At 71.6% G+C, this 17,451-nt stretch carries 9 protein-coding genes; 5 read left to right on the top strand and 4 right to left on the bottom strand.

Going from position 1 to position 17,451, the window contains the following annotated elements; translation table 11 throughout:
- Positions 1-401: 401 nt before the first annotated feature.
- The 3 genes from AABN02_RS07385 to AABN02_RS07375 are packed head-to-tail and all read right to left on the bottom strand — an operon-like array spanning position 402 to position 6,783.
- The gene (locus AABN02_RS07385; protein ID WP_338414279.1) at positions 402-980 is read right to left on the bottom strand and encodes an SCO family protein; all 579 of its coding nucleotides are present in this window, start codon (positions 978-980) and stop codon (positions 402-404) included.
- Positions 977-1,453 (bottom strand): hypothetical protein, encoded by a 477-nt coding sequence (locus AABN02_RS07380; RefSeq protein ID WP_338414278.1) that lies wholly within the window; start codon positions 1,451-1,453, stop codon positions 977-979. The genes AABN02_RS07385 and AABN02_RS07380 overlap by 4 nt, the downstream gene beginning before the upstream one ends.
- Positions 1,450-6,783: a discoidin domain-containing protein gene (locus AABN02_RS07375; RefSeq protein ID WP_338414277.1), complete on the bottom strand. Its 5,334-nt coding sequence runs from the start codon at positions 6,781-6,783 to the stop codon at positions 1,450-1,452. Before AABN02_RS07375 ends, AABN02_RS07380 begins: the two co-directional genes overlap by 4 nt.
- 206 nt (positions 6,784-6,989) lie before the next feature.
- Here AABN02_RS07375 and AABN02_RS07370 point away from each other — a divergent pair, with 206 nt between their 5' ends.
- Positions 6,990-9,365: a UvrD-helicase domain-containing protein gene (locus AABN02_RS07370; RefSeq protein ID WP_338414276.1), complete on the top strand. Its 2,376-nt coding sequence runs from the start codon at positions 6,990-6,992 to the stop codon at positions 9,363-9,365.
- 9 nt (positions 9,366-9,374) lie between these two features.
- On the opposite strand, the gene AABN02_RS07365 is transcribed toward AABN02_RS07370, so the two are convergent.
- The gene (locus AABN02_RS07365; protein ID WP_338414275.1) at positions 9,375-9,581 is read right to left on the bottom strand and encodes a hypothetical protein; all 207 of its coding nucleotides are present in this window, start codon (positions 9,579-9,581) and stop codon (positions 9,375-9,377) included.
- A 163-nt stretch (positions 9,582-9,744) separates the two neighbouring features.
- On the opposite strand from AABN02_RS07365, the gene AABN02_RS07360 reads away from it, so the two are divergent.
- The 4 genes from AABN02_RS07360 to AABN02_RS07345 all read left to right on the top strand — a co-directional run bounded on the left by AABN02_RS07360 (position 9,745) and on the right by AABN02_RS07345 (position 17,428).
- Positions 9,745-11,958 (top strand): PhoX family phosphatase, encoded by a 2,214-nt coding sequence (locus tag AABN02_RS07360; RefSeq protein ID WP_338414274.1) that lies wholly within the window; start codon positions 9,745-9,747, stop codon positions 11,956-11,958.
- A 148-nt stretch (positions 11,959-12,106) separates the two neighbouring features.
- On the top strand, positions 12,107-13,552 hold the full coding sequence (locus tag AABN02_RS07355; RefSeq protein ID WP_338414273.1) for an HlyD family efflux transporter periplasmic adaptor subunit: 1,446 nt from the start codon (positions 12,107-12,109) through the stop codon (positions 13,550-13,552).
- Positions 13,545-15,713: a hypothetical protein gene (locus tag AABN02_RS07350; RefSeq protein ID WP_338414272.1), complete on the top strand. Its 2,169-nt coding sequence runs from the start codon at positions 13,545-13,547 to the stop codon at positions 15,711-15,713. The genes AABN02_RS07355 and AABN02_RS07350 overlap by 8 nt, the downstream gene beginning before the upstream one ends.
- Positions 15,713-17,428, top strand: a complete 1,716-nt coding sequence (locus AABN02_RS07345) for a hypothetical protein (protein ID WP_338414271.1) — start codon at positions 15,713-15,715, stop codon at positions 17,426-17,428. Before AABN02_RS07350 ends, AABN02_RS07345 begins: the two co-directional genes overlap by 1 nt.
- The last annotated feature ends 23 nt before the right edge of the window (positions 17,429-17,451 follow it).

The following is a 17,451-nucleotide window of genomic DNA, read 5'->3' as shown; positions in this document are numbered from 1 at the left end:
GGAGGGCGGAAAACGGTGCCTGGCTCCTGACGCAGTTCCGGAACGAAACAGTGGAACAACGGCGAGCGCTTGTGGCGTACGAGGACATATCCAGCCTTGATTTTCTTGTTGGCGAGCGAGCGTGCGGCGAGACCGCACGGCGGCCGGCGCGAGCACCAATACCGCCTGAAACCAGCCCGTAGACTCATGAAACGAGCCATCGGGAGGCTTTTTCGATGGATCAAAGGCTAACCGCATGTGGTAACACAGCGCACCTATTGAAAAACTTTAGGAATGAATTCGTATAAAAATCACGGCACAAAAGCGACGTTTTGATTCAACTTGTTACGACTGTTTTATTTTTATCACTTTGAACTTTGGCATTTCGGCAGCACACCCATCGAATCGGGTGCGGCGGCGCGCTACGCGCGGCTCTGGCGCAATGCCTGAGCCACCGCCTCGGCCGAGGCCAGTTCCGCGCAGCGGAAAACCAGCCGTCCGGCTGTGTCCAGGAGGAACACCTGCGCGCTGTGGCGGTCTGCGCCACCCGTGCGGCCGCGCAGGCTGTCCAGCAGCGGGTCGACACCGGCCACGTCCGGCACCGCGGCCAGCCATTGCGCACCGGCCCCATGGCGGGCACGCCAGGTGGCGAGTGCCCGGGCATCGTCCCCCAGCGCGTCGATGCTGACCGAGAGCAGTTGCGGCGCGGGTCCGCGACCGGTGCCCTCCCGCCGCAGCAGCGCCTGCAGCTCGGCAAACACGGCGCCCTGCACTGGACAGATCGAACTGCAGCCGGTGAAGATCAGCTGCAGCGCCGTCATCCGCCCCTGCAGCACGGCAGCCAGCGGCAGGCGCCGGCCGTCGTGCAAGGTCAGCGCGGTGGCGGGCAGGGCCTGCGCCGGTGTGACCGGGCCGAGCAGTCCGTGCGCCCGGACACCGGCCCCCGGCCCGCACAGCACCGCACCCGCCAGGCCCAGGAAGGCACGCCGCCGGAGCGTCATGCGGGCTTGCGGGTCAGGTGGACCCAGAGGGCGCCGCAATCCGCATCACTGATCTCGTAGCGCGGCATCTGGCGCGGCAGCAGGACCGCGGCCGGATCGACTCCGGTCCGCAGCAGCGTGCAGAACGAGGCCGCGTCATAGCGGGAGGGTGGACCGCCGCGACGCGGCCGGGACTCGCGCAGGTGGCGGGCCGTCAGCACGGGCGCGGGCCCGTCCACCGGCGCAAGGCCCGCGGCCGGTGCCGACGCGGCGACAGCGCCCGCATGGCAGTTGAGGCAACGCGCCGCCGCCACTGGCAGCGCGTGGGCATGCCCGACGATGCGGGCCGTCAGCGGCAGGCCACCGCTCCACAGCGCTGCGCCGTGCAGACCCTCTGCCGAGGGACCGGCGCCCCATCTCGGCCCGAGCGCTCCGCCAACGACCAGCGTGACCAGGGCGACTGCAGTGAGCTGCCAGCGCCGCGGATGCATCACGGCAGGTACAGCCGGTTCGCCGGCACCGCCGTGAACACGCTGGTTGTCGGCCAGCGCCAGCGCAGCGCGATCTCGGCCCGCCCCCCGCGCTCGTAGTACTCGACCACGATGCGCAGCCGCTGCCCGGCGGCCATGGTGACCGCGGTGCTGGTGTTGTCGGTCACGCCGTGGTCGGTCCAGTTGTTGAGGACCTGCACGCCATTGACCCAGACGCGCACGCCGTCATCCGAGCGTGTCTGGAACACGACAGGACCCGACTCCGGCGCCTCGACCCAGCCGCTCCAGCGCACCGAGAAGTTGTCGACCGGCACGCCCGCGGCCGGCGCGCCCCGGTCCCAGTTGAAGTCGATCGCCTCGGCGGTGGTGCGCAGCGGCGTGCCGGCCAGGGTGGTGCCGGCGAAGTACTCGCCGCGCAGGCCGGTGCCGGCGCCGGTCGGGGTCGGCGCGGTGGTTTCCTCGCGGCCGATCTGGCGCACATAGTTGCTGACCTGCGCCAGCTCGGCGGCGGTGAGCGCGGGCGTCAGCGTGGTGTGGGCCTGCACGGCCGCCTCGATGGTGGCCGCCGAGCCGTCGTGCAGGTAAGGCGGCGTCGACCACACGTCCCGCAGCGTCGGGGTGTCCAGCCCGGTCAGCGCGGCACCGAGGCGCTGGCCGCTGGATGGCTTGAGCGTCCCGATGTTGCGCAAGGGGCTGGTCGCGCTGTCGGTGAAATCGGCGCCGCCGTGGCAGCTCGCGCACTTGCCGGCGAACACCGTGCGGCCCGCCACCGCGTCGGCGGTGAGCGTGCCATCGGCCTGGCGGTACGGCGTCGGCGCGTGGGCGCTCAACGAGGCGACATAGGCCGCGAGCGCATCCAGGTCGGTGCTGACGCCAGCCTTGGCATCGCCCAGCGGCTGGCTGCGCGTGCCGGTGGCGAACTGGGCGTCGCTCATCAGGCCGGTGCCCTGTTGCAGACCACGGATCTGGCCCTCGAAGTCCTGCACCTCGTCGAAGTTGGCGCTCCAGTGCAGGCGGCCCTGTCCGCCAGCCCGGCCGCGCAGGCTGATGGTGTTGCGCAGGCCCTCGCCCTGGCCGGTGAAGTCCCAGGTGCGGCCGTCGTGGCCACCGTCGTGGTGGCAGGCGGCGCAGCTCATGTAGCCGTCGCGCGCCAGGCGCGGGTCGCGGGCGTCGTAGAAGAACTGCTTGCCGCGCAGCACCGCCGCCGGCAGCACCTCGCTGGCCGTGGCCGCCAGCGTCGCCGTGGCGGGCACCGCCGCTTCCCCGCGCTGCAGCAGCGGGCGCAGGTCGAACACGCCGATGCTGCGGTCCATGAAGTGGTGGACGTAGAGCGTGAACCCGTCCGCCGACACCGCCACCCCCTGCGGCGCACGGCCCGTGTCGAAGCGGAACAGCTCGCGCCGTCCGACCGGATCGACCACCGCCACGTGCCGGCTGGCCTCCAGCGCGACGAAGAGGAAGGCGCCCGTCGGGTGGAAAGCCGCGGCGCTGGCCACCCCAGAGTTGTCGTGGTCCACCCGCGCCGCGGTGGCCTCGGTGAGCGTGCCGAGGTCGATGACCGAGCTGACGGCACGCACCGTCGTCTCGAAGATCAGGCCGAGGCCGTCGCGCAGCGCACCGCGCCGGACGTTGTCCTGCTTGGACGGCACCCAGGCGCTGCGGCCGTCGGGCGCGATCACCGGCGCGCCAAGGTAGTTGGGGATGCCGCGGCTGCTGACGGTCGTGTCCGGGCGCTCGCTGTGCTGCAGCACCACGGTCGACTGGCGCGCCAGCGTGGCCGGGTCGAGCACCAGCAGCTCGCCGCCCTTCGGCGCACCGCCGGCGCTGGTCTGCACCGCCGCCGTGCCTTCGCCGGGCAACGGCGGCGTGATGAAGCGGGTCGCCAGCAGGCGCGTGCCCGCCGCGTTCAGTGCCAGATGCCGCACGTTCGGGCCGACGTCGACGCTGTTGCCGACCACGCCCGCCGCCGACACCTGGGCGATTCGTCCGCTGGCCTCCAGCGACACCAGCGCCGTGCCGTCCGCGCGGACCAGCACGCCGTAGGGCTGCGAGGCCCGCGGCAGCAGCACGGTCTGCACCACCGCCAGCGTCGTCGGCGAAACGATGCTCAGCGAGGCGCTCTCCTGGTTCGCCACCCAGACGCGGCCGTCCGGCGCCAGCGCCAGCGTGCGCGGCTGGGAGCCGACCGGGAGGATCGCCACGCGGGTGTTCATCGCCAGATCGAAGACGCTGACGCTGCCGTGGTCCGGGTTGACGCTCCACAGCCGCGGCGTGGCGCCGGTGCGGTTTTCCACCAGCACCGGCGAGGTCGAGCGGCCGCCCTGCCCCGTCGTGCCCTGCACCACCTGCCAGAAGGAGCGGGTCGTGGTGCGGCCATCGGTGGTGCGCAGCGTGGCGGTGACGGTGTAGACGCCGGCCGCCGCGAAGGCGTGGCTGGCGCTCGGCGACGCGGACCAGGCGGTCACGGGCGTGCCATCGCCAAAATCCCACTGGTAGGTGTAGGTGCCGGCCAGCGAGGGCGCCGCGGTCCACGACACGGTGCCGCCCACTGCGACCGGCGCGACGGTCACGGGCTGCAGCGTCGGCAGCGTGACGGGTGGCGGCGTGTCGGCAGCGGGTCGACCGTGGACCTCGACCTCGGCGAGCTGCAGGAAGTTGGTGCCGGCCAGCTGCACCCGCACGTAGCGGCCGCGGGCGCCGAGCGCGTCCAGGCGCAGGGCGCGCGGCGCGGTGGTGGTGACGCTGCGGCGCCAGACGGTGGTGTCGGCGAGCAGCGCGGCCAGCGTGCGGCCGGTCATCGGCGTGTCGGAGGCGAAGACGTGGAAGTTGGTCAGCCGGTCGGCGCAGCAGTCGGTGCGGTTCCAGAGCCGGATGGCGTGCAGGTCGTGCGCGCGGCCGAGATCGACCTCCCACCACGCGTTCGCCTCGGACTGGGTGTGGGACACCGAATTGCCCGCCCAGTTGCCATCGGTGTTGCCATCGACCGCGCGTCCGGCGGCGCCCACGTCGAACTGCGAGGACTGGCTTGCGGTGCGGCCGCGGGCAATGTTCTCGAAGTGGATGATCTTTTCGGCGGTCGCCGTCGCATCCAGCTGCGAGAAGTCGCCGCTCGCCACAGGCGCACCCCAGTTGACGCCATCGGCACTGAGGAAGACGCGGTATTGGCGGATGGTGCCGTTCGGTGTGGTGCTGCGCGGCAGGTAGCGCAGGCCAGTGACCTCGGCGCCGCGCTGCAGGTCGAGCACGATCCAGTGCGGCATCGGCGCGGTCGCCGTGCTCCAGGCGGTGTGCCAGATCGTGGCCGGGTTGCCGTCGAGCACGTTGGCGGCGCTGCCGTTCTCGTTGGCCGTTTCGGCGCTGTCAGCCGTGGCGGTCCAGCCGCTGCGCGGGAGCGGGCGGCCATCGGCGCCGAGCAGCTCGATCTCGGCGGCGGACGACCACGGATTGCCATTGACCTCGGACAGCGCCTCCAGCCGCACGTAGCGGGTGGCGGCCGGGTTGCTGATGCTCCAGACGAAGTCGGTCGAGACGGTGCGCCCGCCCGCGCTGACGAAGACCGTGACGCGGAAGGTGCCTGCTGCGGTGGGCGTGCCGCTGATGCGGCCGGTGACCGGGTCGATGGTGGTGCCGGCCGGCAAGCCGGTGGCGCGCCAACTGGCGACCGTGCCCGAAGGCAGTGTCACCTGGGGCGTGAAGCCGACCGGGCCGGCGACGGTGGAGGCCTGGTCCGTCACGGGCGCGAGCTGCGGGCTGCCGTCCAGCGTCAGGCGCAGCAGCGTGGACACCGAGGGCGTGCCGGCCGCGTTCAGCGCGAACAGCATCCACTGCCCCGGCAGCGCCAGGCCGCCGTTGGTCGGCACGTCGACCGCGTAGCGGTTGCCACCCAGCGCGCGGAAGGCCAGCGGCAGGCGGCGCTGGTCGTTGTTGGTCGCGTGCGTGGTGGACGACTGGCGCACCAGCGCGAACGCGCCCACCGCGCTGTCGGTCGTGACCTCGATGGTCTGGCCATGGCCGGCCACGGCCGGCGCGGCGGTGATGACCGGGCGCACGGCGGGCGTGCCATCGGCATTCGACAGGTAGGGCGGGCTGAGGATCTGCAGGTCCGGGTGGTTGGCCGCGCAACCCGCGCCGCACAGTCCGCCCCCCGCCGACAGCACCCGGCCATCGGGCAGCAGCAGCGCGATGCTGTGGTAGTTGCGCGGCACGGCCATCGCCGGCAGCGTCGTGAAGGTCTCGGTCTCGGGATCCCAGAGTTCGGGCGCGAGCACCGAATTGGCGTCCGAGAAGCCGACCGCGTAGGTCTGCCCGCCGAGGACCACCACCTGCCCGTTCGGCAGCACCACGCTGTTGTGGAAAGCGCGCCGGTAGGCCATCGGCGGCAGCTTGCGCACCGTGACGCCGCCGTTCAGGTCGATCACGTAGCTGTTGGCATTGGCCTGCACGCTGTCGTAGCCGGGGCCGCCGCCGGTCTTGAGCACCTTGCCGGCGTCGTACATCACCGTGTTGCCGCTGACGCTGAACTCGTCGTCGCCACGCCGTCCGGCTGGCGTGACCGCGCCGGTGCCACGGGCGTCGATCCAGTGCATGTTGACACCGGGACCGGCGTGGAAGACGCGGCCGTTGCCCGCCGGGATCAGCCAGAAGTGCGAGTCGCCGCCGAAGTTGCGCGATGGGTCGGGCGAGAGGAAGGAGTCGATCGGCACGCCCGTCAGCCGCCGCCAGCCACCGGCCTCGGTCCAGACTTCCCCATGCTTGTTGCCGACGCCACCGCTCCACGAGCCGCCCAGCGTCAGCACGCCGCCGTCCGGCAGCAGCGTGTTGGCCTGGTAGCCGCGCGGGATGTTCATCAGCGCGCCGGCCGTCCACACGCCGGTGGCCGGGTTGTAGAGCGAGGTCTTGGCCGAATCCAGCCCGCCGTTGACCAGCAGGCGGCCATCGGCGAGGTTGGTCGTGCCGACGCAGAACATGTCATGGCCGGTCTCGGACACCAGCCGCTCCGACACCGCGTCACTGAGCGGATCGAAGGTCAGGCTGTAGGTGCGGCCCGACCCGCCAAAGCTGAACTTCTCCTCAGCCGACCACATCAGCAGCCGCCCGTCCGGCAGATTGGCCGCCGACACCGGCACCAGCGGCAGGGTCTTCACCGCCGACCAGCGCGCCAGGTTCGGCTGCACGACCGCCAGCGCCTGGCGGCGGACCTGCGGTGCGGTGGTCGATGCCGTCCCGGTCGCGTTGGTCGCTTCAGGCTCTTCGCTGTTGCACGCCAGCAGTGCCGCCGTGGCGGACAGCAGCAGCACGAGCCTCGGCAGGCGCCGGATGCAGAAACGGTTCATGGGGCAGGAGCCGGTCGGTGTTCGGCCAGATGTTTCTAATTGTGTTTAATGGTACGAAATGAACACCCCGCCGACGGCGCCACGCGTACCCGCATTCGCAGGTGTCCGCCACACCGGAGCGGCCTGTGTCCGCGCGGCTTGTGCAGTTGCGGGGTATCGGCCGCCCGATGGCCGCGCCCGTCAGACCCGGCACGTAGAATTTCCCGATGCACGAATCCCCGGACTCCCCGATGCCCCACGACCCCGCCGCGCCGGTGTCGTCCCGCCTGCTCGCCAACCTCAACCCCGAACAGCTCGCCGCGGTCACGCTGCCGCCCGAGCCGGGACTCATCCTGGCGGGCGCCGGCTCCGGCAAGACCCGCGTGCTGACCACCCGCATCGCCTGGCTGCTGCAGACGGGCCAGGTCTCGCCGGGCGGGCTGATGGCGGTGACCTTCACGAACAAGGCCGCCAAGGAGATGCTCACGCGGCTCGGCGCGATGCTGCCGTTCAATGTGCGCGGCATGTGGATCGGCACCTTCCACGGCCTGTGCAACCGCTTCCTGCGCGCGCACTGGAAACAGGCCGGCCTGCCGCAGAGCTTCCAGATCCTCGACAGCGGCGACTCGCTCAGCGCGGTCAAGCGGGTCATCAAGGGCATGAAGCTCGACGAGGAGCGCTTCGTGCCCAAGCAGGTCGCCTGGTTCATCGCCGGCGCCAAGGAAGAAGGCAAGCGCCCGAAGGACGTGGACGTCCAAGACCCGCACAGCCAGAAGCTCGCCGAGATCTACCAGGCCTACGAGGACCAGTGCCAGCGCGAGGGCGTGGTCGACTTCGCCGAGCTGATGCTGCGCAGTTACGAGCTGATGCGCGACGATGCCGCGCTGCGCCAGCACTACCGCCACCGTTTCCAGCACATCCTCGTCGACGAGTTCCAGGACACCAACCGGCTGCAGTACGCCTGGCTGAAGATGTTCGCGGGCGATCCGGCCAAGGGGGATGTGCCGTGCGCGGTATTCGCCGTCGGGGACGATGACCAGAGCATCTACGCCTTCCGCGGTGCGCGCGTCGGCAACATGGCCGACTTCGAGCGCGAGTTCCGGGTCGCCAGGCTCATCAAGCTGGAGCGCAACTACCGCTCGTTCGGCAACATCCTCGACTCGGCCAACGCGCTGATCTCGCGCAACACCGGGCGGCTGGGCAAGAACCTGCGCACCGAGGCGGGGCCGGGCGAGCCGGTGCGCGTCTACGAGGCGACCAGCGATTTCGCCGAGGCCGCGTGGCTGCTGGAGGAGCTGCAGCAGCTGCACCGCGGCGGCATGGCGCGCTCGGAATGCGCCCTGCTCTACCGCAGCAATGCGCAGTCGCGGGTGCTGGAGTCGGCGCTGTTCAATGCGGGCGTGCCGTACCGGGTCTACGGCGGCCTGCGCTTCTTCGAGCGGGCCGAGGTGAAACACGCGCTGGCCTACCTGCGCCTGATCGAGAACCCGAACGACGACACCAGCTTCCTGCGCGTCGTCAACTTCCCGGCACGCGGCATCGGCACGCGCTCGGTGGAGCAGCTGCAGGAAGTCGCGCGCGCCAGCGGCCGCAGCCTGTACCAAGGGGTCAGCGGCCTGACTGGCACGGCGGGCGCCAAGGTCGCCGCCTTCAACCGCCTGATCGACGGTCTGCGCGCCAGCACCCAAGGACAGACGCTGCGCGTGATCATCGAGCAGGTGCTCGCCGCCAGCGGGCTGATCGACTTCTACCGCACCGAGAAGGAAGGCCAGGACCGCATCGAGAACCTGGAGGAACTCGTCAACGCGGCGGAGGCCTTCGTCACGATCGAGGGCTTCGGCAAGGACGCGGTGGCGCTGCCGGTGGACGAGATGGGGCAGACGGCGGCCGAGTTGCTGCCGGACGCGGAGACGGGCGAGATCCTGTCGCCGCTGGCCGCCTTCCTGACCCACGCCGCGCTCGAAGCCGGCGACAACCAGGCGCAGGCAGGGCAGGACGCCGTGCAGATGATGACGGTGCACGCCGCCAAGGGGCTGGAGTTCGACGCGGTCTTCATCACCGGGCTGGAAGAAGGCCTGTTCCCGCACGAGAACGCTGCCACCGAGGCGGACGGACTGGAGGAAGAGCGCCGCCTGATGTACGTCGCCATCACCCGCGCCCGCCAGCGGCTCTACATCAGCCACAGCCAGACGCGGATGCTGCACGGTCAGACGCGCTACAACGTGAAGAGCCGCTTCCTGGACGAGCTGCCCGAGGAAGCGCTGAAGTGGCTCACGCCGAAGCGGCAGGCCTTCGGTTCGTCAGGGTCGGGCGCAGGCTTTGGTGGCGGCTACGGCGCGCCGTCACGGCCGGCGTGGACACCCGCACCGGCACCACCGCCCTCGTGGGCGTCTCCCGTGCCGGTGGCGATGGCGCGCAGCGCGGCCGAGTCCTCAGGCCACGGTCTGCGGCCCAAACAGGCCGTCTTCCACAACAAGTTCGGTGAAGGCGTGGTGCTGGCGCTGGAAGGCAAGGGAGCGGATGCCCGCGCCCAGGTCAACTTCGGTCGCCACGGCACCAAGTGGCTGGCGCTCAGCGTGGCGAAGCTGACGCCGATCGACTGAAGCGCAGCCTCATTCCGCAGGGGTCGGGCTGGACGGCGTCACCACGTCGATCGTCTTCTCGATCACCTTGCCGGTCACCTTGACGCCGGTGGAGACCACCGCACCGGCCACCGAGATCGCGGCACCCGCGGTGGCACCCGCCACGGCCATCACGCCGCAGCCGCTCAGGCTGACTGCCAGCCCCGCACACACAACAAACCGGAACACTGCATTCATGGTCAAGGCCCTGGACAGGTAGAAGAAAAAAGGTAGGAGAAGAAAGCGGCATTGTCGATCGGCGCAGGTGTCACCGATCCGACTTGATGCTGTCACGGTATTTTCACAATGCGCGCAGACGATGCCGAAAGTCACAACTTCCGCCACGCGCCACGGACCTGCCATGAACCACCCTGTCGATCACCGCCTCCTCGCCCAGCCCGCCTTCCAGGAAGAAGAAGACAGCAACACCAGCGCCAACCCGACCTTCGAATCGGTCATGGCCGCCCGGCTGAGCCGCCGCGGCATGCTGCGCGGCAGCGTCGGCACGGCTGCGACGGCGGTGTTCGGCAGCTTCGCCACCGCCGCTTGCGGTGGCGGCGACGACGAAGTGGTCGCCGCCCCGTCGACCGTGGTGTCCTCGCTCGGCTTCGCAGCGGTCGGCAAGTCGCTGGCCGACACGATCACCGTGCCCGCGGGCTACACGGCCACCGTGCTCTACCGCTGTGGTGACCCGATCGCCACCGGCGTGGCCGCGGCGAAGAACGACGGCACCGACGGCGATTTCGACAAGCGCTCGGGCGACTGCCACGACGGCATCGAGTACTTCGGCCTGAACGCCGCCGGCACCGGCCCGGACGCCTCGAGCAGCGAGCGCGGCCTGCTCGGCATGAACCACGAGTACCAGAACAACCTGTTCCTGTTCCCGAACGGCCCGACGCCCAACCCGCGCCCGGCTGCTGAAGTGGACAAGGAAGTCGCGGTCCACGGCCTGTCCATCGTCGAAGTCAAGCGCACCGGCAGCGTCGTCAGCTACGTCCAGGGCTCGACCTTCAACCGCCGCATCACCGCCGCCACGACGATGACGCTGTCCGGCCCGGCCGCCGGCGACGCGCTGATGAAGACGAAGTACTCGATCGACGGCTCCACCACCCGCGGCACGCAGAACAACTGCGGCACCGGCACGACGCCGTGGGGCACGCTGATCACCTGCGAAGAAAACTGGATCGGCTACTTCACCCGCGCCGCTGCCGATGACACCGCCCGCGGTGGCGCCACCGCCCGCAGCGTCGTGTCCCTGAAGCGCTACGGTCTGGCCGCAGGCGCAGCCAGCCGCTACGGCTGGGAAACCGGCGGCACCGCCGACCTCTACGCCCGCTGGAACGCCAGCCAGTCCGGCACCTCCACCGACGGCACCGACGACTACCGCAACATCATCAACAACTTCGGCTGGAACGTCGAGATCGATCCGTACCAGCCGACGGCCAAGATCAAGAAGCGCACCGCCATGGGCCGTTTCGCGCACGAAGCCGCCGCCTACCTGACCCCGGTGGCCGGCAAGCCGCTGGCGTTCTACATGGGCGACGACTCGCGTGGCGAGTACATCTTCAAGTTCGTGTCGGACGCCATCTGGGCGGCCGCCGACGCTGTGCCCGCCGACCGCATCGCCACCGGCGACAAGTACCTCGACAAGGGCAAGCTCTACGCCGCGAAGTTCAACGCCGACGGCACCGGCGAGTGGCTGCTGCTGGACATCAGCGCCGCCGCGATCAAGGGCTACGCGACCTACACCTTCGCCAACCAGGCCGACGTGCTGGTCAACGCCCGCCTGGCCGCTGATGCCCTGGGTGCAACCAAGATGGACCGCCCGGAGTGGAGCACTGTCAACCCGGCCACCGACGACATCTATTTCACGCTGACGAACAACACGAACCGCGTGCTGACCGGCACGGCCTACCCGCTGGTCGACGCGTCGAACCCGCGTGCCTACAACGACACCAAGGGCACGGCCACGGCACAGAAGGGCAACGTCAACGGCCACATCATCCGCATGTCGGAAAACGGCCGCAATCCGGCCGCGGTGGCGTTCCAGTGGGACGTGTACCTCTTCGGTGCCGAATCGACTGCCGCCGCGGCGATCAACCTGTCCGGCCTGACCGCTGACCAGGACTTCTCCAGCCCGGACGGCATGCGCTTCACCAACAGCACGGGTCTGGCCTGGATCGAGACCGATGACGGCGCCTACACCGACGTGACGAACTGCATGCTGCTGGCCGCCGTGGCCGGCTCGCGCGGCGACGGTGCCAAGCTGACCGTCAACAACACCCGTGACACCGCCACGCTGGCCGTGGACACGTACATGGGCAAGAAGCCGACGGCGACGACGCTCAAGCGCTTCCTGGTTGGCCCAGCGCAGGCGGAAGTCACCGGCATCTGCGAAACCCCGGATGGCAAGGCCCTGTTCATCAACATCCAGCACCCGGGCGAAGACACCGCCGCGGCGTCGATCGTCGACCCGACCAAGTTCGGCAGCCACTGGCCGGATGGCGGTACCGCCCGCCCGCGCTCGGCGACGGTCGTGATCACCAAGAACGACGGCGGTCGCATCGGCACCTGAGCCAGACCGGATCGGGCGGCTGCCCGCGAAGCGGTTCGACACCGTTTCGCAAGGCAGCGCAAAGGTTGTGACGGAATTCGCACCTTTACAATGGGGACGTCCGATTTTTCGCATTTTTCAACCGCCGGGCACTGCCCGGCGGTTTGCCATGACGAGTCCCCTCCTCGACCCCCGCACCACCACGGCACGTGACACCGCGACCTCCGATGGCCCGCCTGCGCTGAAGCAGTTCGTCGGCTGGCAGGCCGGGCTGATGTCGCAGGACAGGCTCGGTCCGGCCGCCATGCAACTTGTTTCAGATCTGGCCACCAGCTTCGGCTGCGCCCAGGTGGCGCTGGGCTGGTGGCAGCGGCAGCGCAGCCACCTGCTGGCCGTCTCGAACCCTGGTGCACTGGGAGACGAGGCCAGCACGGTCCGGGCCAAGCTGGCCTTCGAAGCGGCCCTGGACGAGTGCATCGACCAGGGCGTGCTGGTGCGCTGGCCGGAGCCCGCCGGTGGTCCGCCCCGGCTCACGCTGGCCCATGCCGCGCTGGTGCAGCCCGCGGGCGGCGATCTGGGCGCCGTCGCCAGCCTGCCGCTGCACGCCTACGGCCGCGTCGTCGGCGCCCTCACGCTGTGCTGGCGCGACCCGCAGGCACTCGCCCGTTTCGACCCCGACACCCTGGCGCACCAGCTCGCGCTGATGGCGCCGTGGCTCGACCTGCTGCACCGCCACGAACAGCCGCTCTGGCAACGCGCCACCCAGCGCGTGTCGCAGCGCTGGCACCGCTCCTCCTGGCTGCGCCGCGGGCTGGGCGCCGGTCTGGCCGTGCTGGCAGCCGGGTGGCTGCTGTGGCCGGTGTCACACGAGCTGGGCGGACGGGCGCGGCTCGATGGCCGGCAGGAGCGCAGCCTCACCGCGCCCACCGACGGTTTCCTGCAGGCGGTCCACGCCCGGCCTGGCGACCATGTCCGCGCCGGCCAGCCGCTGCTGGAACTGGCGCCGCAGGACCTGGAGGTCGATGCCCGCCGCCTGGAAAGCGAGATCGCCCAGCACCAGAACGCCTACATGGCCGCCCTCGCCCGCTCGGACCGGGCGCAGATGGGCGTGCAACTCGCCCGCAGCGACGAGATCGGCGCACAGCTGCAGCAGGTGCGGCGCGAACTCGGCCGCACGCGCATCGAGGCGCCGATGAATGCCCTCGTGCTGGACGGCGACCTGACCCGCTCGGTCGGCATGCCGGTGCGGCGCGGCGACACGCTGATGCGCCTGACGCCGGACCAGGCGCCGCGGGTGGTGATCGAGATCGACGAGCGCGACATCGACGCGGTGCGGCCCGGACAGCCGGCGCGGCTGGCGCTGTCGGCACTGCCCTGGGACACGCTGGCGCTGCAGGTGGAGCGGGTGCAGCCGGCGGCCCATGCGGTGGAGGGCGCCAATGTGTTCGAGGTCGAGGCCCGGCTGCAGCCCGGTGCGGAAGCCGGCGCCTCCGCGCTGCGGCCCGGACTGACGGGGGTGGCCCGCATCGAGGTCGGCCGGCAGAGCCGGCTGCTGACGCTGGGCACCCGGGTGGCCGACTGGCTGCGCCTGCAGTGGTGGCGCTGGAATGGCTGACTTCCCCGCCGATGCCCTGCTGCACCCGCACTGGTACCGTGTCGCGCCGCTGAAACCGCGTCTGCGCGGCCATGTCCGCCTGCAGCGCCAGATCACGCGGGGCGAGCGCTGGATGCTGCTCACCGACGGCGTCTCGCAGCGCACCCACCGGCTGGACGCCGCCGCCTGGGCCCTGGTCGGGCGCTGCAACGGGGAGCGCACGGTGCAGCGGCTGTGGGAGACGCTGCTCGATGAACAGGGCGACGACGCCCCGACCCAGGCCGAGGTGATCGACCTGCTCACGCACCTGCAGCAGGCGGGTCTGCTGCAGGCGACGATCGATGCCGCGGGCGGCAGCCCGGCCCGCCCGGACCAGGACTGGCAGCGTGCACGCGCGCCCGTCAGCGCGGCCAATCCGCTGTATTTCCAGGTGACGCTGGGCAACCCGTCGCGGCTGGTGCGGTGGCTGGAGCACGGGCTGCACCCGGTGCTCCAGCCCGCGCTGCTGGTGCTGTGGGCGCTGGCGGTGGCCGCGGCCGGGCTGGCGGCGCTGGCCGACTGGCCGGCCCTGTCCGCCCACGGGCGCCACTGGCTGAGCAGCCCGCACCACCTCGGTCTGCTCTGGGCCGTCTACCCGGTGATGAAGCTGCTGCACGAGACCGCCCACGCGCTGGCCATCCACCGCTTCGGCGGCGAGGTGCGCGCCTTCGGGCTGACGATGATGCTGTTCACGCCGGTGCCGCACGTCGATGCACGCGCCGCCAGCGCGCTGGCCAGCCGGGGCCAGCGGCTGCTGGTGAGTCTGGCCGGGATCATGGCCGAGCTGGCGATGGCCGCCGGCGCCCTCGTGGTCTGGCAGCACACGCAGAACGGCCTGCTGCACGACCTGGCCTTCGTCGTGCTCTTCCTGGGCGCGGTGTCGAGCCTGCTGGTCAATGGCAACCCGCTGCTGCGCATGGACGGCTACCACGCCCTGTGCGATGCGCTGGACCTGCCGAATCTGGCGGCGCGCTCGCGGCGCTGGTGGCTGCGTGTGGGCAGCCGGCTGGTCAATGGTGCGGGCCACGCCGCCTCGGCACCAGCCTGCGCGCCCGGCGAGCGGGGCTGGCTGATCGCCTACGCGCCGCTGTCGTGGCTCTACCGCGCCGGGCTCAGCCTCGTGATCGTGCGCTGGCTGGGGAGCGTGCACGCGGGCCTGGGGCTGGCCGCCGCCGCCGTGCTGGGCGGGCTGATGGTGGGCGCACCGCTGCTGGGCCTGTGGCGGCAGCTCCAGGCGCCGATGCTGGCGGCTTCGGTGCGCCGGGTTGCCATGGGGCGGGTGGCGCTGATCGCGGCGGCCGTGCTGGCGCTGTTCTTCTTCTGGCCGCTGCCGCACGCGACCACCGCGCAGGGTGTGGTCTGGCTGCCGGAGTCGGCCTGGATCCGGCCGGAGACCGCCGGCTTCGTCACCACCCCGCCCGAGCCGGCCAGCCGCCGCGTGGCCGCAGGCGACGTGGTGCTCCCGCTGGACAACGACCGCCTGACCAGCCGCCGCGACGCGCTGGACGAACAGCTCGCCGGGCTGGACGCGCGCCGCTTCGACGCCCTCGCCCGCGACCCGGGCCAGGCCGCCGCGCTGCAGCAGCAGGCCAGCGCCCTGCGCGCCCAGCGCCAGCAGCTCGACACGGAGATCGCCGGACTGGCCGTGCGCGCACCGCTGGCCGGCACGCTGGTGCTGGACGACGCGACCCGCCTCGGCGGACGCTGGCTGGAGCGCGGCGACACGCTCGGCCACGTCCGCCCGGACGACAACCGCACGCTGCAGGTGGTGCTGCCGCACGAGGACGCGCTGCTGGTGCAGGACGGCCTGCAGGGCATCACGCTGCGCCGCAGCGACCGGCCGGCCGACCTGCTTGGCGCCCATCTGCGCACCACCACCCTGCCGTCGGCCACCCGGCGCCTGCCGACCCGCAGCCTGGGCGACACCGGCGGCGGTCTGGTCGTCACCGATCCGTCCGATGCGCAGGGGCTGAGCAGCCGCGACCCGGTGTCGGTGCTCGAACTCGCCAGCGACCAGCCGCTGGGCGAGCGCGTCGGCAGCCGCGTGTGGGTGCGCTTCGCGTTCACGCCACGCTCGGCCGCGTGGCAGCTGGGGCGCTGGCTGCGCCAGACCTTCCTCGGCCAGTTCCAGGCGCGCGACTGATGGACACCAGCGCCGCGCTGAAAACCCGCCTCGACGCCACCTGCCGCGAGGCGCTCGGGCTGCTGCCGCGCCCGAACCAGTGGCTGGCGGCGCAGGCGATGGTCGACGGGCGCCTGGCCGAACTCGCCACCGGCGAGGGCAAGACAATCGCGCTCGCGCTGGCCGCCGCGCTGCTGGCCCTGCGCGGCCGCAGCGTGCACCTGCTCACCGCCAACGACTACCTCGCCACGCGGGATGCCCGGCAGCTGCACGGCTGGTTCGCGGCGCTCGGCCTGCGCGTGGCCGCCGTCACCGCCGAACACACGAGCACCGAACGCGCCGCGGCCTACCGCGCCGATGTGGTCTACGTCAGCGCCCGGGAGCTGGTCTTCGACAGCCTGCGCGACCAGGTGGCCGGCCGCTCGGCCTGGTCCGCCTCGGCGCGCGACGCCCGCCTGAGCGAACACGCCCGCGCCCTGACCCAGACCCCCCTGGACGACGACACCGCGACCGTGCCCGCCTTCGACGTGGCCCTGATCGACGAGGCCGACAGCATCCTGCTCGACGAAGCCGTGATGCCGCTGGTGCTGGCCCGCCACGGCGAGGCCGGCGAGCGCCTGTCGCAGCTCGGCACCGCGCTCGATCTGGCGGCGCAGCTGCAGCCCGGCCGCGACTTCGAGCTGCAGCCGGTCGCCCGCGACGCCGTGCTGACCCCCGCCGGCGCGCAGCGGCTGGACACGCTCTGCACCGGCCTCGCGCGGCTGTGGCGCCACCGGCTGCACCGCGAGGAACTCGTGCGCCTGGCGCTGGTCGCCACGCACCTGCTGCAGCCGCAGCGCGACTACCTGGTGCGCCACGACCAGCTCCGCCTGATCGACCCCGTGACCGGCCGCATCGCCACCGGGCGGATGTGGTCGAACGGCCTGCACGAGCTGGTCTGCCTGAAAGAAGGCTGCCCCCCACCGCCACCCACCGAAAGCGCCGCCCGCACCACCTACAGCCACTTCCTGCGCCGCTACCGCCTGATCGGCGGCACCAGCGCCACGCTGCACGACCAGCGCGACGAGCTGCACCGGCTCTACAGCCTGCGCGTCACCCGCGTGCCGCCGCACACCCCGCCCCGCCGCGAACGCGGCCCGAACCGCTGGTTCACCGACGAGGCAGCCCGCGACCGGGCGGTGGTCGAGCGGGCGCTGTCCCTGGCCCGGATCGGCCGGCCGGTGCTGATCGGCACCGACGGCGTGCCGCAGTCGCTGCGGCTGGTCGCGGCCTTCGAGGCCACGTTTGCCGCGGGCGCGGCGCCGCTGCCGCTGCAATGCCTCGACGCGCGGCAGGACGCCAGCGAGGCCGCCCTGATCGCCGAAGCCGGCCAGCCCGGCCGCATCACCGTGGCCACCCGCATGGCGGGTCGCGGCGTGGACATCCGCCTGCACCCGCGCGCGGCGCAGGCCGGCGGGCTGCACGTGCTGAACTGCCAGGACAACCCGGCGCGCCGCCTCGACGAACAGCTCTTCGGCCGCACCGCGCGCCAGGGCGACCCCGGCAGCGTCGAACACTGGCGGGTGGGTGCGCCCCGCTCGCTCTACAGCCTCAGCGCGCTCGGCGCCTGGCGCGACCTCGCCTGGCGCCTGCGCCAGCGCGCCCGCGAGGCCCGGGCGGCCGACGAGCGCCGCCGCCTGCGCCTGGGCGACGAGCTGGACCGCCAGCGCCTCGACCGGCTTGCCCCGGGTGACTGAACCAACCCGCCCACTGTCCGATG

This window comes from uncultured Sphaerotilus sp., from assembly GCF_963924895.1.
GTDB lineage: Bacteria > Pseudomonadota > Gammaproteobacteria > Burkholderiales > Burkholderiaceae_C > Sphaerotilus.
The sequence above is the reverse complement of the archived record's forward strand: the minus strand, read 5'-3'. Positions and strand labels throughout refer to the sequence as shown.

Excerpts from the sequence above, each read along its gene's own strand:
- AABN02_RS07385 (WP_338414279.1), bottom strand. The coding sequence starts at position 980 with ATGACGCTCCGGCGGCGTGCCTTCCTGGGCCTGGCGGGTGCGGTGCTG.
- AABN02_RS07375 (WP_338414277.1), bottom strand. The coding sequence starts at position 6,783 with ATGAACCGTTTCTGCATCCGGCGCCTGCCGAGGCTCGTGCTGCTGCTG.
- AABN02_RS07370 (WP_338414276.1), top strand. The coding sequence starts at position 6,990 with ATGCACGAATCCCCGGACTCCCCGATGCCCCACGACCCCGCCGCGCCG.
- AABN02_RS07365 (WP_338414275.1), bottom strand. The coding sequence starts at position 9,581 with ATGAATGCAGTGTTCCGGTTTGTTGTGTGTGCGGGGCTGGCAGTCAGC.
- AABN02_RS07360 (WP_338414274.1), top strand. The coding sequence starts at position 9,745 with ATGAACCACCCTGTCGATCACCGCCTCCTCGCCCAGCCCGCCTTCCAG.
- AABN02_RS07355 (WP_338414273.1), top strand. The coding sequence starts at position 12,107 with ATGACGAGTCCCCTCCTCGACCCCCGCACCACCACGGCACGTGACACC.
- AABN02_RS07350 (WP_338414272.1), top strand. The coding sequence starts at position 13,545 with ATGGCTGACTTCCCCGCCGATGCCCTGCTGCACCCGCACTGGTACCGT.
- AABN02_RS07345 (WP_338414271.1), top strand. The coding sequence starts at position 15,713 with ATGGACACCAGCGCCGCGCTGAAAACCCGCCTCGACGCCACCTGCCGC.